This window comes from Leclercia sp. GHBNCSD (genome assembly GCF_055805075.1).
The window spans coordinates 2369819-2383395 of sequence record NZ_JBQVYO010000001.1 but is presented as its reverse complement, the minus strand read 5'-3'; the positions used below and the strand labels follow the sequence as shown (position 1 = coordinate 2383395).

14 protein-coding genes are annotated in these 13577 nt (G+C 57.4%); 1 reads left to right on the top strand and 13 read right to left on the bottom strand.

The window, feature by feature from the left end:
- Positions 1-63: 63 nt before the first annotated feature.
- The 12 genes from trpS to ACT3IC_RS11400 form a co-directional block, all read right to left on the bottom strand.
- The gene (trpS, locus tag ACT3IC_RS11455) at positions 64-1068 is read right to left on the bottom strand and encodes a tryptophan--tRNA ligase (protein WP_103177297.1); all 1005 of its coding nucleotides are present in this window, start codon (positions 1066-1068) and stop codon (positions 64-66) included.
- On the bottom strand, positions 1061-1822 hold the full coding sequence (gph, locus tag ACT3IC_RS11450; RefSeq protein WP_103177298.1) for a phosphoglycolate phosphatase: 762 nt from the start codon (positions 1820-1822) through the stop codon (positions 1061-1063). The genes trpS and gph overlap by 8 nt, the downstream gene beginning before the upstream one ends.
- The gene (gene rpe, locus ACT3IC_RS11445; RefSeq protein ID WP_103824819.1) at positions 1815-2492 is read right to left on the bottom strand and encodes a ribulose-phosphate 3-epimerase; all 678 of its coding nucleotides are present in this window, start codon (positions 2490-2492) and stop codon (positions 1815-1817) included. Before rpe ends, gph begins: the two co-directional genes overlap by 8 nt.
- 41 nt (positions 2493-2533) lie before the next feature.
- Positions 2534-3346: an adenine-specific DNA-methyltransferase gene (dam, locus tag ACT3IC_RS11440; RefSeq protein WP_103177300.1), complete on the bottom strand. Its 813-nt coding sequence runs from the start codon at positions 3344-3346 to the stop codon at positions 2534-2536.
- A gap of 67 nt (positions 3347-3413) precedes the next feature.
- On the bottom strand, positions 3414-4682 hold the full coding sequence (gene damX, locus ACT3IC_RS11435) for a cell division protein DamX (RefSeq protein ID WP_473477488.1): 1269 nt from the start codon (positions 4680-4682) through the stop codon (positions 3414-3416).
- Positions 4683-4774: 92 nt separating this feature from the next.
- Positions 4775-5863 (bottom strand): 3-dehydroquinate synthase, encoded by a 1089-nt coding sequence (gene aroB, locus ACT3IC_RS11430; RefSeq protein WP_103177302.1) that lies wholly within the window; start codon positions 5861-5863, stop codon positions 4775-4777.
- Positions 5864-5921: 58 nt separating this feature from the next.
- Complete coding sequence (aroK, locus tag ACT3IC_RS11425) at positions 5922-6443, bottom strand: shikimate kinase AroK (protein ID WP_003861630.1); 522 nt, start codon at positions 6441-6443, stop codon at positions 5922-5924.
- A gap of 296 nt (positions 6444-6739) precedes the next feature.
- Positions 6740-7975: a DNA uptake porin HofQ gene (gene hofQ / locus ACT3IC_RS11420; RefSeq protein ID WP_473477482.1), complete on the bottom strand. Its 1236-nt coding sequence runs from the start codon at positions 7973-7975 to the stop codon at positions 6740-6742.
- On the bottom strand, positions 7890-8285 hold the full coding sequence (locus ACT3IC_RS11415) for a HofP DNA utilization family protein (RefSeq protein WP_103177304.1): 396 nt from the start codon (positions 8283-8285) through the stop codon (positions 7890-7892). Before ACT3IC_RS11415 ends, hofQ begins: the two co-directional genes overlap by 86 nt.
- Positions 8275-8736, bottom strand: a complete 462-nt coding sequence (locus tag ACT3IC_RS11410; protein ID WP_103177305.1) for a HofO family protein — start codon at positions 8734-8736, stop codon at positions 8275-8277. Before ACT3IC_RS11410 ends, ACT3IC_RS11415 begins: the two co-directional genes overlap by 11 nt.
- Positions 8720-9259, bottom strand: a complete 540-nt coding sequence (locus ACT3IC_RS11405) for a PilN domain-containing protein (protein ID WP_473477478.1) — start codon at positions 9257-9259, stop codon at positions 8720-8722. Before ACT3IC_RS11405 ends, ACT3IC_RS11410 begins: the two co-directional genes overlap by 17 nt.
- On the bottom strand, positions 9256-10044 hold the full coding sequence (locus tag ACT3IC_RS11400) for a type IV pilus biogenesis protein PilM (RefSeq protein WP_473477475.1): 789 nt from the start codon (positions 10042-10044) through the stop codon (positions 9256-9258). The genes ACT3IC_RS11405 and ACT3IC_RS11400 overlap by 4 nt, the downstream gene beginning before the upstream one ends.
- A gap of 120 nt (positions 10045-10164) precedes the next feature.
- On the opposite strand from ACT3IC_RS11400, the gene mrcA reads away from it, so the two are divergent.
- Positions 10165-12717 carry a peptidoglycan glycosyltransferase/peptidoglycan DD-transpeptidase MrcA gene (gene mrcA / locus ACT3IC_RS11395; protein ID WP_103177308.1) on the top strand — a complete coding sequence of 851 codons (2553 nt, stop codon included), beginning with the start codon at positions 10165-10167 and terminating at the stop codon, positions 12715-12717.
- 37 nt (positions 12718-12754) lie between these two features.
- Here mrcA and nudE read toward each other — a convergent pair whose 3' ends face one another.
- On the bottom strand, positions 12755-13315 hold the full coding sequence (gene nudE / locus ACT3IC_RS11390; protein WP_039031517.1) for an ADP compounds hydrolase NudE: 561 nt from the start codon (positions 13313-13315) through the stop codon (positions 12755-12757).
- Positions 13316-13577 lie beyond the last annotated feature (262 nt).

Sequence of the window (13577 nt, the reverse complement as noted above, 5' to 3'; positions counted from 1 at the left end):
AATTCCCGGTTTTTTTATATCCCGTAGGCCGGGTAAGGCGAAGCCGCCACCCGGCAAACAAGCTTAAGGCTTCGCCACAAACCCAATCGCTTCGTAGACCGCTTTCAGGGTTTCTGAGGCGCGTGCGCTGGCCTTCTCGGCGCCCTCTTTCATCACCTTCTGCAGGTAAGCTTCGTCATTGCGGAACTGGTGATAGCGCGCCTGCAGCTCGGTGAGCATGCCGGAAACCGCTTCAGCCACTTCACCTTTCAGATGGCCATACATCTTACCTTCGAAGTGCTGCTCCAGCTCCGGAATGGTACGGCCCGTCACGCCAGAGAGAATATCCAGTAGGTTAGAGACGCCCGCTTTGTTCTGCACGTCGTAACGCACCACAGGCGGCTCGTCCGAATCGGTCACCGCACGCTTGAGCTTTTTCACCACCGCTTTCGGATCTTCCAGCAGGCCGATAACGTTGTTGCGGTTATCGTCCGACTTGGACATCTTTTTGGTCGGCTCCAGCAGGGACATCACGCGGGCGCCGGACTTCGGAATAAACGGCTCCGGCACTTTGAAGACATCACCATACAGCGCGTTAAAGCGCTGGGCGATATCGCGGCTCAGCTCCAGATGCTGCTTCTGATCTTCACCCACCGGCACCTGGTTGGTCTGGTAGAGCAGAATGTCAGCGGCCATCAGCACCGGGTAATCAAACAGACCGGCGTTGATGTTTTCCGAGTAGCGGGCCGATTTGTCCTTGAACTGCGTCATGCGGCTCAGTTCGCCAAAGTAGGTGTAGCAGTTCAGCGCCCAGCCCAGCTGCGCATGCTCCGGCACGTGAGACTGAACGAAAATGGTGCTTTTCTCCGGGTCGATACCACAGGCCAGATAGAGCGCAAGCGTATCCAGCGTGGCCTTACGCAGTTTCTCAGGATCCTGACGCGCGGTGATAGCGTGCAAATCCACGATGCAATAAATGCAGTGGTAATCATCCTGCATGCCAACCCACTGACGCAGCGCACCCATATAGTTGCCAATGGTCAGTTCACCTGAGGGCTGTGCGCCACTAAATACGATGGGCTTAGTCATTTTTCAATTCCTGATTTTCACTGTGCGAAAGCCCGAGAACGGGCAACAAATCTTTGAAGTGGTCGAAGACAAAATCCGGCTCACTCAGCGTAATGGATTCACCGTAGTTATAGCCATAAGTCAGGCCAACGGACGGGCAGCCTGCGGCCCTGGCAGCCAGAATATCATTGCGCGAATCACCCACAAAGAGCAGCGCTTCAGGCGGTAAGGATAATTTTCCTGCCACCAGCAGTAGCGGTTCGGGATGCGGCTTCTTGTTCTGCACATCGTCGCCGCCGACAATAACCGAGAAATAGTGAGCGATATCGAGCGCTTCCAGCAGCGGGGCGACGAACGCCGTCGGCTTGTTGGTCACCAGCCCTAGCGGCAGACCCTGAGCATGCAGCGCGCTCAGCGTAGCGGCCACATCCGGGAACAGGAAGCTACCCTCTTCCACCGTCTCTTCATAAAAACGGTTAAACAGCTTACGCAGGATACGCACCTGCTCTTCCTGAGGGATGTCTGCATGATCGACACCCGGCTTGCCCTGCGCCGCACGTTGAACAGCACGCTCCTGGCGCGCCCAGGTCAGCGCGCGCTCCATCAGCACGTCAGCCCCGTTACCGATCCACGTCACCACACGTTCTTCGCCCGCCACCGGCAGCTCCAGCGCGTACAGCGCCTGATCGACCGCCGCGGTTAAACCCGGTGCGCTGTCCACCAGCGTACCGTCGAGGTCAAATGCAACACCCCGAATTGCCTGCAAATTATCCATGACTTACCTTTGCCAGTTCACTGCGCATTTCATCAATGACTTTTTTGTAGTCCGGCTGATCGAAAATAGCCGAACCCGCGACAAACATATCTGCCCCCGCCGCCGCGATTTCGCCGATGTTGCTGACCTTCACGCCGCCATCCACTTCGAGGCGGATATCAAAGCCAGACTCGTCGATACGGCGACGTACTTCCCGCAGTTTATCCAGCGTATGCGGAATGAAAGACTGCCCGCCAAAGCCCGGGTTAACGGACATCAGCAGGATCACGTCCAGCTTGTCCATGACGTAATCCAGGTAGCTCAGCGGCGTGGCCGGATTGAAGACCAGGCCCGCCTTACAGCCGTGCTCTTTGATCAGCTGTAGCGTACGGTCAACGTGTTCGGAGGCTTCAGGATGGAAGGTGATGATGCTGGCACCCGCGGCGGCAAAATCTGGCACGATGCGATCGACCGGTTTTACCATCAGGTGCACGTCAATCGGTGCGGTCACGCCATAATTGCGCAGCGCCTTCAGGACCATCGGGCCGATGGTCAGGTTAGGCACGTAGTGGTTATCCATAACGTCGAAATGAACGACATCCGCACCGGCAGCCAGTGCTTTCGCGGTATCTTCGCCCAGCCGGGCAAAATCAGCCGAAAGAATTGAGGGTGCAATCAAATACTGTTTCATCCGCATCTCCTTGAACTTTGTTTAACGGCGGGCGAAACGGCTCAGGGCAGATAGAGTGCCAGCAGTTCGTCCACCTTTTTACGTGTGCCGCCGTTGCTGCTGATGCTGCGCCGGACTTTGACCTGAAAATGCTCCGCGGCCTTGTACCATTCGCGCGTATCGGGCGTATCGTGATTCGAAATTAACACCGGGATACTTTTGCTGACCAGCTTTTCCGCCATCCCCGCCAGATGCGCCTGCTCGGCAGGGCTAAAGCTGTTGGTGTGATAAGCGGTAAAGTTCGCCGTAGCAGACAGCGGTGCGTACGGGGGGTCACAGTAAACCACCGAATTGACGTCAGCAAGGTTCATACACTCTTCATACGAGAGGCAATAAAACTCTGCATTCTGCGCTTTTTCAGCAAAGTGATACAGCTCGGCCTGAGGGAAATAGGGGCGCTTGTAGCGGCCAAACGGCACGTTGAATTCACCACGCAGATTATACCGGCACAGGCCGTTGTAACCGTGGCGATTAAGATAGAGGAACAGCAGCGCACGGCGGAACTTATCCTGGCACTGATTAAACTCAGCGCGGTGCTGATAGTAAACGTCCGGGGTGTTGTTCTCTGGCGTAAACAGCTTGCGCGCCTCATCGACGTACTCATCGGTACGCTCTTTTACGATGTTGTAAAGACTGATCAGGTCGCTGTTGATATCCGCAAGGATATAGCGGGAGTAGTTGGTATTGAGAAATACCGAGCCCGCACCAACAAAGGGTTCGACAAGACACTCGCCGTCTGGCAGGTGTTTTTGAATATCATCGAGCAGGGGGTATTTCCCCCCTGCCCATTTCAAAAAAGCGCGATTTTTTTTCATGCTGACTAACTGATTACACCTTCTCCGGCTGTGGAGAAAGCTCCGACAGCATCCTGCGCTTCACAGATTACTTCAAATCGGACTGAACCTGACGGATCGGCTTCGCCCACGGATTTTTCGCCTGAACGTCGGCTGGCAGTGTGGCAACCGCGCGTTTTGCTTCGTCTTTCGATGAGTACACACCGCTTACCAGCACATACCATGGCTGACCGTTACGGGTGGTCTCATAGACAACAAAGTTTTTCAGGTTCGATTTTTTCGCCCAGCCGTTGAGGTTGTCATAGCTGGAAGAGCTGCTCAGCTGCAACGTGTAGTTGGTGGACGGCGCAGACTTCAGTGAACTCACGTTCCCTGTCGATTTACCGGTGCTGGCAGAAGCCGCCGGGGCGCTCGCCGCTGGCGTCGATGCTGTTGCGGTCGGCGCTGGCGTTGCTTTCGGTGCCGTCGCGGTTGTCGCAGGCGCTTTCGCCGGGGCGCTGGTTGCCGTTTCAGTGTGCTTCGGCTGCGCGGCTGCTTTTGGCGCTTCTGCTTTCGCAACAGGCTGCGGCTTCGCTTCACGCTTCGGCTCAATTACCGCCTGCTTACGCTCCTGATGCTGCGCAGGTTTAGTCTGACGTGGCGCAGATTCTGCCGCCGCCGTCTGCTGTTGCCCGGTAGCACCACGGATTGGCGCTACGGTCGCAGGCTCGGTCGGCAGGGTGGAGTTCACCACTACATTGTTAACCTGCTGCTCGCTCTGCGGCTGCGTCAGGGCGTTATTCAGATCGCCCTGAACCTCAACGCGCTGCTGGCCTTCAGGAGTAGCCGGAGACTGGCCCTGAGTCGGCGTGGAGGCAACAGGCGGCAGAGAGATCTCCTGCTGCGTATTCTCTGCGGAGGTAGCGCCTGGCGCTGGCTGCGAGCCATTTGCCTGGTCGGCAGCGCTGCCGGAAAGATCGATACTCTTCTCGCCGGAAGCAGTTTGTTCTGCAGGCGAGGTGGACGGGGCTTTCAGTGCGGAGCCGACGCCGATAATCAGCAGCAGCAGGACCAGCACCCCCAGGCCCATCATAATATATTGGCGGGAAGCGGGTTTCGCCGCAGCGGCCTTACGCTTGCGCGGGCGACGCTGTACGGGCGCTTCGTCCATTGAATCATCTTCGGACTCATAATCCTCTTCTTCACGCTCCTCGCGGGCGGCGCGGCCACGCGAAGGACGAGGATCGTCATTGTCCAGATCGACCTCATCAAAGTTGATTTGCGGCTCGTTATCGCGTTCTGAAGATTGGCGAGTACGACCAGTACGACGATCGCTGGGATCGGGTTTCAGCTCGTCTTCTGGTTTGAATTCATCCATTTAACACCCCACTAAAAGGCTTATGCCTACGACTTTGCACATCACCTGAAGCAAAATGGCTACGTATTACCGCAGCCGGACCTTTCTAATAGTTACGCTTGCTGGCAATCAGCAATAGCGCCAAGAACGACATCGTGCGGCACACCGCCACGAACTTCACTCTTTCCGATTGCAAGCGGGAGTACCAGACGCATCTCGCCTGCTAATACTTTTTTATCACGCATCATGTGCGGCAAGTAGGCCTGCGCTGACATTTCGCGCGGTCCCGTCACCGGTAACCCGGCACGCTCAAGCAACGTGATAATGCGTTGTGTATCCGCCTTGCTGAACTGACCCAGACGCTCCGAGGTGCGAGCGGCCATCACCATCCCTGCCGCCACGGCCTCGCCATGCAGCCAGTTACCGTAGCCCATTTCGGCTTCGATAGCATGGCCATAGGTGTGCCCCAGATTCAGTAAAGCACGTAAGCCTGTTTCGCGCTCGTCTGCGGCAACCACTTCTGCTTTCAGCTCACAACAACGGCGAATACAGTACGCCATCGCCTGACCATCCAGGCGCAATAAGGCGTCCATATTCTCTTCAAGCCAGCTAAAGAACTCGCCATCCAGAATAATGCCGTACTTGATCACTTCCGCCAGGCCAGATGCCAGCTCGCGCTTCGGCAGCGTTTGCAGGCAGTCGAGATCCACCACCACCGACGCGGGCTGATAGAACGCGCCAATCATGTTTTTGCCAAGCGGATGGTTTACGGCGGTTTTGCCGCCAACAGAAGAGTCAACCTGCGACAACAGCGTGGTCGGGATCTGAATAAAACGAACGCCACGCTGATAGCTTGCTGCCGCAAACCCGGTCAGATCGCCAACAACACCGCCGCCTAATGCCAGCAGTGTTGTGTCGCGACCGTGCGGTTTTTGCAGTAATGCGGTGAAGACGGTATCAAGTACCGTCAGGCTTTTATACTGCTCGCCATCAGGCAGAATCACACTGTCGACCTTCACGCCAGCCTGTTCAAGCAGCTGACGTACGCGGTCGAGATAAAGCGGAGCCAGCGTCTCATTGGTGACCAGCATTGCCTGATCACCCGCTTTCAGTGGTAAGAAGGAAGCTGGGTCGTTAAACAAACCAGCCGCGATAGTGATAGGGTAACTCCGTTCACCGAGAGTGACTGTAATCCTCTCCATAGCGCGACATCCACCTTAAATACTTTTTACCCGCAGGCGAGTATATATAAAGCCAGAATCAGTTGCTTTCCAGCATATGAATAATCTGGTTTGCGACCACTTTAGCGCTCTGATCGTCTGTGCGAATGGTGACGTCAGCAATCTCTTCGTACAGGGGATTGCGTTCATCTGCCAGCGCTTCCAGAACTTCACGTGGAGGCGTCTCAACCTGCAGCAACGGGCGTTTTTTATCACGCTGCGTACGCGCCAGTTGTTTTTCGATGGTCGTTTCGAGATAGACCACGACACCGCGGGCGGAGAGACGGTTGCGAGTTTCGCGAGATTTTACAGAGCCGCCGCCAGTAGCCAGCACAATGCCCTGTTTTTCCGTAAGTTCATTGATGACTTTTTCTTCTCGGTCACGGAAACCCTCTTCGCCTTCTACATCGAAGACCCAGCCCACATCAGCTCCGGTTCGTTTCTCAATCTCTTGATCAGAATCGTAAAATTCCATATTGAGTTGTTGAGCTAACTGGCGCCCAATAGTGCTTTTGCCGGCACCCATAGGCCCAACCAGAAAGATATTGCGTTTCTCTGCCATTTTTTCGGTACTACTAAGACTATTCGTTAATGGTAAACCCGCTTCGCCGATACCTGGCGTAACAGGACATGAACTGAAACCTCATATGCGATAGAGCGAGAGTCAGACTAAAAATTATCTCAATACTCCAGCTTGTTTGGCAACAGAATAAATCACCCTGCCTGCCGCTTAAGTTGTTAAGGTGTGAGATTGAGTAGGCTGATTCTCAAATCGGTACTCCTTGTATGCTAATTAATGCCCCACGTCAAACATCTGCAACAAACAGAATGCAAAATCAGGTGGGGCGTTACCGCTTATCAGGGTGTCGCAACCAGACGAGGGGTAATAAAAACCACTAATTCCCGGCGCTCGTTGTCTTTACCCTGATGGCGAAAAAACTGCCCCAGGATGGGGATACGGCTCAAGCCTGGCACATTTTCACTCCCGCTTTTATGTCTCTGAGAAAAAATTCCACCTAAGGCCAGCGTTTCACCACTTTTGACCTCTACCTGGGTTTCGATCTCCTGCTTGTCTATCATCATGGTTTCACTGTCGGCCTGCTTCAGCACCTGGCCCGGGCTGTTCTCGCTGATGCGCAGCTTCAGGCGTACACGTCCATTGGCCAGCACCACCGGGGTCACCTCCATGCCCAGTACCGCCTCTTTAAATTCCACCGACGTCGCGCCGCTCTCTCCGCTGGAGACCTGATAGGGAATTTCACTCCCCTGTTTAATGCTGGCAGGCTGCATGTGCGACGCCAGCAGACGCGGGCTGGCGATAATATCCACCTGCTGTTTTTGTTCCAGGGCGGAGAGCTCAATGTCCAGCAACCGGCCATTAATCCGGCCGATAGTGAAACCCACCTGCGTCGTGGCGTTGGTCACCGCAAGATCGCTGTTGAGTATCGTCAGCTCTCCGGGCTTACCGGGCTGCTGCGCCTGCGCCAGACTCCACTTTACGCCCAGCTCCCGCAGGCTTTTTTCACTCATGCTGACAATGTGTGCCGCCAACTCGACCTGGGCTACCGGCAGATCCATCTGCCCCACCCAGTGCTGTAACGCATCCAGCGCAGCCCGGCTGTCGCGCACCAGCAGACGGTTGGTGCGTTTGTCCACCGCAAGGCTGCCTTTTGGGCTGAGGAGCTTTTCGGCAGCCTGCCTGAGATCGCCCGCATCCGCATAGGAGAGAGAAAAACTGCGCGCCTCCAGCGGCACACTGAGCTGACGCTTAGCGCGCTCCGCCTCTTTTCTGGCCTGCTGCTGTTGTTGCCAGGCGGCGCTGTGGATATAAAAGATGCCCTCCTGCTGGCGCATCACCAGCCCGGCGCTGGTCACCACCGTCTGTATCGCCTGTAACCAGGGAACCTTTTGCAGACGCAGAGAGACATTGCCGCTCACGTCCGGTGCGATAATCATATTGCGGTTCTCCTGCTCCGCCAGGGCCTGCAGAAGCTGGGCGACCGGCACATCATCCACGACCAGATTCACGGCCAACGGTTCCGCTGCCAGCGTCTGGCCGCCGATCAGCAGCAATGCCACCATCCCTCTTTTCATCCTGTTTCGTTCCTTGTCGTTGCCATCGCCATAACGGCGGTTCACACGCCTCAGACGTGTCGATGACCAACTCCTTTTCATCCAGCACCCTTACCCGCCAGCCCTGAGGCAACGTGTCGCCGCGACGCACCCGCAACCAGCGGGACTTTTCATCCCTGACGATGCCCACCGGCACCGCGCCGGATACCAGCCCGGCATAATGCCACTGGCTCAGGGCTGCATCGGGGCAGCGTGACACCGGAGCCTGAAACGGATCGCGCATGCCGAGAAGAAGCGGCAGCAGAAGCAGTACGCCACCGCTAACCCGCATTCTGGCGCTCCAGGTGCAGGGTGAGGCGCAGCTTTTGCTGTTCTGGCTGGAGCGTAAAACGCGCCACCGCCACGTCGCGTTGGGCGAGAGTGGCAAACAGCCCGGGGATCTGCCCCCAGACCGCCTCGACCACCAGTTCGCCTCCAGCACTGACGGGTTGCCAGCGCACCATGCGTAGCTCACCGGTATCGAACTCCAGCGGCGAAAAGGGCCGTGACGCCACGGACGATGGCGCCTCCTCAACGGGCGAGAGCTTACGCACCGCGGTCCATAAGCGGCCGTTGATCGCCGCGTCACGCGCGTGCTGAGCCTGGTGTGTGGCAAGCTGTTGCTGCTGCATGCCTAGCTGCCCCCCGATCACGCAGAGCAGCATCAACCCTGAGCTGAGGCCCCAGCACAGCCAGCGCCAGCGCGGGGACAACGCGTACCAGATGTCAGGAGGGATCCGCATCAGCCTGCTCCTTGCGGGTCAGCGCCCAGCTAAATTGCCAGCGCCCCTGCGCGTCCTGGCGCATCTCGCCGGGCGCGGTGGGGGTAAACCCCGGCAGCTGGCGTAGCGCTCTCTCCAGCGCCGCAAGCGCCGGTAACGTGGCGGCGTAGCCACTCAGGGAGAGGGTGGAGTGCTGGAAACGGAGCTGCGCCAGCCATGCCTGCTCCGGCAGGGCGCGGGCCAGGGCGATGAGGATCGTCTGCCATGCCTCCGTCTGCGCTTTTTTTTGCGCCCAGCGCTGCTGTTGCTGGCGTTGAACAATACGCGCCGTCCACTGCGTTTGCCGCTGCGCCAGCGCCTGCCTCAGCGCCACATCGCTGGCCTGTCGCTGCGCGAAAACCTGCGCTTGCAGCGGGGCGTCGGCCCGCCGGGCGATCCAGAGCCCCAGCGTTACCAGCAGCGAGCCGGTGAACAGCAAGCCCCAGAAGCGCAGGCAGTGGCGTTTTTGTTGCTGACGCCACGGCAGCAGATTGGCCGCGCTCATCGCGCATAGCCTCCCGTCGCCAGCGCTAACGCCAGTGCGACGCTAAAATCCGCGCCATTTTCAGGCAGCGGCGGTTGCCGGTGGGACAACACGTTCCAGGGGTCGAAACTGCGCATATCGCAGCAGGCGATCTCCTCAACCCTTAGCGCCAGCAGGGCTGCAAGGCTTTCAACATCGGGCGCCTCCGCCAGCCCACGCCTGCCCCACTGGTGACGCATCGCCCATAGCCATTGATCCCGATCGCGCCAGACAACGCACTGGGCAGGCGCGTCTACAAAAGGCAGAAAATGGGCCAGCGCCCCGGCATCGGGTGTGATCGCGGCCAGCCGCAGACGTAACACCCGGGCCAGCTCCAGCAGCGTGGCGATCTCTTTATTTTGTGCCGCGGTAACCTGATACCCCTGGCTGAACGTATCTTCCGCATAATCAAAACGCAGGGCATCGGGTGCCATCTCCAGCTCGCGGCTCAAGGCCGCGCCAATCCAGGCCGTCTCTTCGCTGTCGCGCAGGGTTATCGCCGGGCGCGGAAAGGTGCGTTGCAGGGTGCGGGCGGCCGGAAAGGCGAGAAGTACCTGATGCTGGTAAGGCAGCCACTGTCGCCACTCGCGCAGCGCTGCAGCCAGTTGTTCGGGCTGAAGAATTTGCCCGTCGCGGATAACACCCTCCGCGAGGGGGAGCTGCCACCAGCGGCGCAGCCCCCAGCCCGACTTTCTGCGTACCAGCGCGACGGCCAGCACCTTATCCTGTTGAATATGAACGCCTGTTCGCCATGTTTTAAATACCATGTTTCACGATCTCCTTATCGTCCGGGGGGATAACGGCTATATCAATGCTACAGGCTTGCCTTTATACTACCGCGCGATTGTTTAGAAACTGCCCAGTTCAAACTAAATGGGAAATCTCCAGTGAAGTTCGTAAAGTATTTATTGATCCTTGCAGTCTGTTGCATTCTGCTTGGAGCAGGCTCGATTTTTGGTTTGTACAAATATATTGAGCCGCAACTGCCTGATGTCGCTACGCTTCGTGACGTACGCCTTCAGATCCCGATGCAGGTTTATAGCGCCGATGGCGAGCTGATTGCCCAGTACGGCGAAAAGCGGCGTATCCCGCTGACGCTGAATCAAATTCCGCCAGAAATGGTGAAAGCCTTCATTGCCACAGAAGATAGCCGCTTTTATGAGCACCACGGCGTCGACCCGGTGGGGATTTTCCGTGCCGCAAGCGTGGCGCTCTTCTCCGGCCATGCTTCGCAGGGGGCGAGTACCATCACCCAGCAGCTGGCGCGTAACTTCTTCCTGAGTCCTGAAAAAACGCTGATGCGTAAGATTAAGGAAGTCTTCCTGGCGATCCGCATTGAGCAGCTGCTGAATAAAGATGAGATCCTTGAGCTTTACCTCAACAAGATCTATCTCGGCTACCGTGCCTATGGCGTGGGCGCGGCGGCGCAGGTCTATTTCGGTAAATCCATCGAACAGCTGACCCTGAGTGAAATGGCGACCATCGCCGGTTTGCCGAAGGCGCCTTCTACCTTCAACCCGCTCTACTCGCTGGATCGCGCGACAGCACGTCGCAATGTGGTGCTGTCGCGTATGCTGAGCGAGGGCTATATCAGCCAGACGCAGTACGATCAGGCGCGCAGTGAGGTGATTGATGCCAACTATCACGCGCCGGAAATTGCCTTCTCCGCTCCCTATCTGAGTGAAATGGTTCGTCAGGAGATGGTCTCCCGCTACGGCGAACAAGCCTACGAGGATGGCTACCGCGTCTACACCACCATCAGCCGCAACATCCAGCAGGGCGCGCAGCAGGCGGTGCGTAACAATGTAATAGATTACGATATGCGCCACGGCTACCGCGGCCCGTCAAACGTGCTGTGGAAGGTGGGTGAATCCGCCTGGAGCAGTAAAAAAATTACCGACACCCTGAAGCCGCTGCCGGGCTATGGGCCCTTCGTGGCGGCGGTGGTGACCCAGGCCAATCCGCAGGAAGCCACGGCGATGCTCGCCGACGGCACCTCCGTGTCGCTGCGGATGGAAGGGGTACGCTGGGCACGTCCGTATCGCTCTGATACACAGCAGGGCGCGACGCCACGCAAAGTGACCGACGTAGTACAGGTGGGCCAGCAAATCTGGGTCCGCCAGGTTAACGACGCCTGGTGGCTGGGACAGATCCCGGACGTTAACTCGGCGCTGGTCTCTATCGACCCGCATAACGGCGCGGTCCTGGCGCTGGTGGGCGGCTTCGACTTCAATCAGAGCAAGTTTAACCGTGCCACTCAGGCGCTGCGTCAGGTCGGTTCCAATATCAAGCCGTTCCTCTACACCGCGGCAATGGACAAGGGTCTGACCCTCGCCAGTATTCTCAATGACGTGCCGATCTCCCGCTGGGATGCCGGGGCCGGTTCCGACTGGCGGCCAAAAAACTCACCGGCAGAGTACGCGGGTCCGATTCGCCTGCGTCAGGGACTGGGGCAGTCGAAAAACGTAGTGATGGTGCGCGCCATGCGTGCCATGGGCGTCGATTATGCGGCGGAGTACCTGCAGCGCTTCGGCTTCCCGGCGCAGAATATCGTGCATACCGAGTCGCTGGCGCTGGGCTCCGCGTCGTTTACCCCGCTACAGGTCGCCCGCGGTTATGCGGTGATGGCCAACGGCGGCTTCCTGGTCGATCCGTTCTTCATCAGCAAAATCGAGAACGACCAGGGCGGCGTGCTGTTTGAGGCCAAGCCGAAGATCGCCTGCGCCGAGTGTGACATTCCCGTCATCTATGGCGATACGCCTAAGTCAGACGCGCTGAACAACCAGGACATGGAGGATGTGGCGATTTCACAGGAGCGGCAAAATGCGGCGGTGCCGATGCCGCAGCTCCAGCAGGCGAACCAGGCGCTGGTCGCCCAGACCGGTGCTCAGGAGTACGCCCCGCACGTGATTAACACTCCGCTGGCGTTCCTGATCAAGAGCGCGCTGAACAGCAACATCTTTGGTGAACCGGGCTGGCAGGGTACAGGCTGGCGTGCCGGTCGTGATTTGCAGCGCAAGGATATCGGCGGCAAAACCGGCACCACCAACAGCTCCAAAGATGCCTGGTTCTCAGGTTATGGCCCGGGCGCGGTCACTTCGGTGTGGATCGGCTTTGACGATCACCGTCGCGATTTAGGTCGTACCACGGCTTCCGGGGCGATTAAAGATCAGATCTCCGGTTACGAGGGCGGAGCCAAAAGCGCGCAGCCCGCGTGGGATGCCTTTATGAAGATCGTTCTTGATGGCGTACCGGAAGAGCCGCTCACGCCACCGCCGGGCATCGTAACGGTCAATATCGATCGCAGCAGCGGTCAGCTGGCTAACGGGGGTAACAGTCGTGAGGAGTATTTCATCGAAGGTACGCAGCCAACGCATCAGGTGGTGCATGAGGTGGGTACAACGTTGATAGATAACGGCGAAACGCAAGAACTCTTCTGATCTATCTCCCCCTTCCCTGTGGAGGGGGGATTTTCCGCTACAGCCTTCCCTGCCCTTTCAGCCACTCCCGCACCAGAAACAGTGCGCTCACGTTTCGGGCTTCGTTAAAATCGGGCTCTTCAAGCAGATCCATCAGATGCGCCAGCGGCCAGCGTACCTGCGGCAGCGGTTCAGGTTCATCGCCTTCCAGCGATTCAGGATAGAGATCTTCCGCCAGCACGATATTCATCTTGCTGGAGAAATAGGAGGGCGCCATGCTGAGTTTTTTCAGGAAGGTAAGCTCCTTTGCGCCAAAACCTACCTCTTCTTTCAGTTCACGGTTCGCAGCTTCATAAACCGACTCGCCGGGATCGATAAGTCCTTTGGAGAAGCCCAGCTCATAAGATTCCGTTCCCACCGCGTATTCGCGGATCAGGATCAGATGCTCGTCGACAATAGGCACAATCATGACGGCTTCGCGCGTGGAGGGACGCATACGCTCGTAGACGCGGCGCACGCCGTTACTGAACTCCAGGTCCACGCTCTCAACGTTAAACAGCCGCGATTTGGCGACGGTCTCCACATTCAGGATAGTGGGCTTTTGTAAGGGTTTGCTCATTTTGACGGGTCTTTGCTGGGTGAACTGGCCTCATTGTGCGATACGCCGCACGGTTTCGGCAATGTCATTCGCGCTTTATTTACATTTGTGCAACCTAATCAGATTCATTACGCATTTCAACACAAAAGTCAATAGGTTGAAATTATTCCAGGAATTTGCTGATATTCCGCCACGGTTGCCTTTGCTATCATCAGCGAACACTGGGATGCGCTTCAAATTGCTCAAGTTCAACGCCTTACATGCCGATAGCCAACCACAGACA

Bases quoted from the DNA above. Each gene is read 5' to 3' on its own strand.
- ACT3IC_RS11415 (WP_103177304.1), bottom strand. From the start codon at position 8,285: ATGCGGGTTAGCGGTGGCGTACTGCTTCTGCTGCCGCTTCTTCTCGGC.
- hofQ (WP_473477482.1), bottom strand. From the start codon at position 7,975: ATGAAAAGAGGGATGGTGGCATTGCTGCTGATCGGCGGCCAGACGCTG.
- ACT3IC_RS11410 (WP_103177305.1), bottom strand. From the start codon at position 8,736: ATGCGGATCCCTCCTGACATCTGGTACGCGTTGTCCCCGCGCTGGCGC.
- aroB (WP_103177302.1), bottom strand. From the start codon at position 5,863: ATGGAGAGGATTACAGTCACTCTCGGTGAACGGAGTTACCCTATCACT.
- damX (WP_473477488.1), bottom strand. From the start codon at position 4,682: ATGGATGAATTCAAACCAGAAGACGAGCTGAAACCCGATCCCAGCGAT.
- aroK (WP_003861630.1), bottom strand. From the start codon at position 6,443: ATGGCAGAGAAACGCAATATCTTTCTGGTTGGGCCTATGGGTGCCGGC.
- ACT3IC_RS11405 (WP_473477478.1), bottom strand. From the start codon at position 9,259: ATGAGCGCGGCCAATCTGCTGCCGTGGCGTCAGCAACAAAAACGCCAC.
- dam (WP_103177300.1), bottom strand. From the start codon at position 3,346: ATGAAAAAAAATCGCGCTTTTTTGAAATGGGCAGGGGGGAAATACCCC.
- nudE (WP_039031517.1), bottom strand. From the start codon at position 13,315: ATGAGCAAACCCTTACAAAAGCCCACTATCCTGAATGTGGAGACCGTC.
- rpe (WP_103824819.1), bottom strand. From the start codon at position 2,492: ATGAAACAGTATTTGATTGCACCCTCAATTCTTTCGGCTGATTTTGCC.
- gph (WP_103177298.1), bottom strand. From the start codon at position 1,822: ATGGATAATTTGCAGGCAATTCGGGGTGTTGCATTTGACCTCGACGGT.
- ACT3IC_RS11400 (WP_473477475.1), bottom strand. From the start codon at position 10,044: ATGGTATTTAAAACATGGCGAACAGGCGTTCATATTCAACAGGATAAG.
- trpS (WP_103177297.1), bottom strand. From the start codon at position 1,068: ATGACTAAGCCCATCGTATTTAGTGGCGCACAGCCCTCAGGTGAACTG.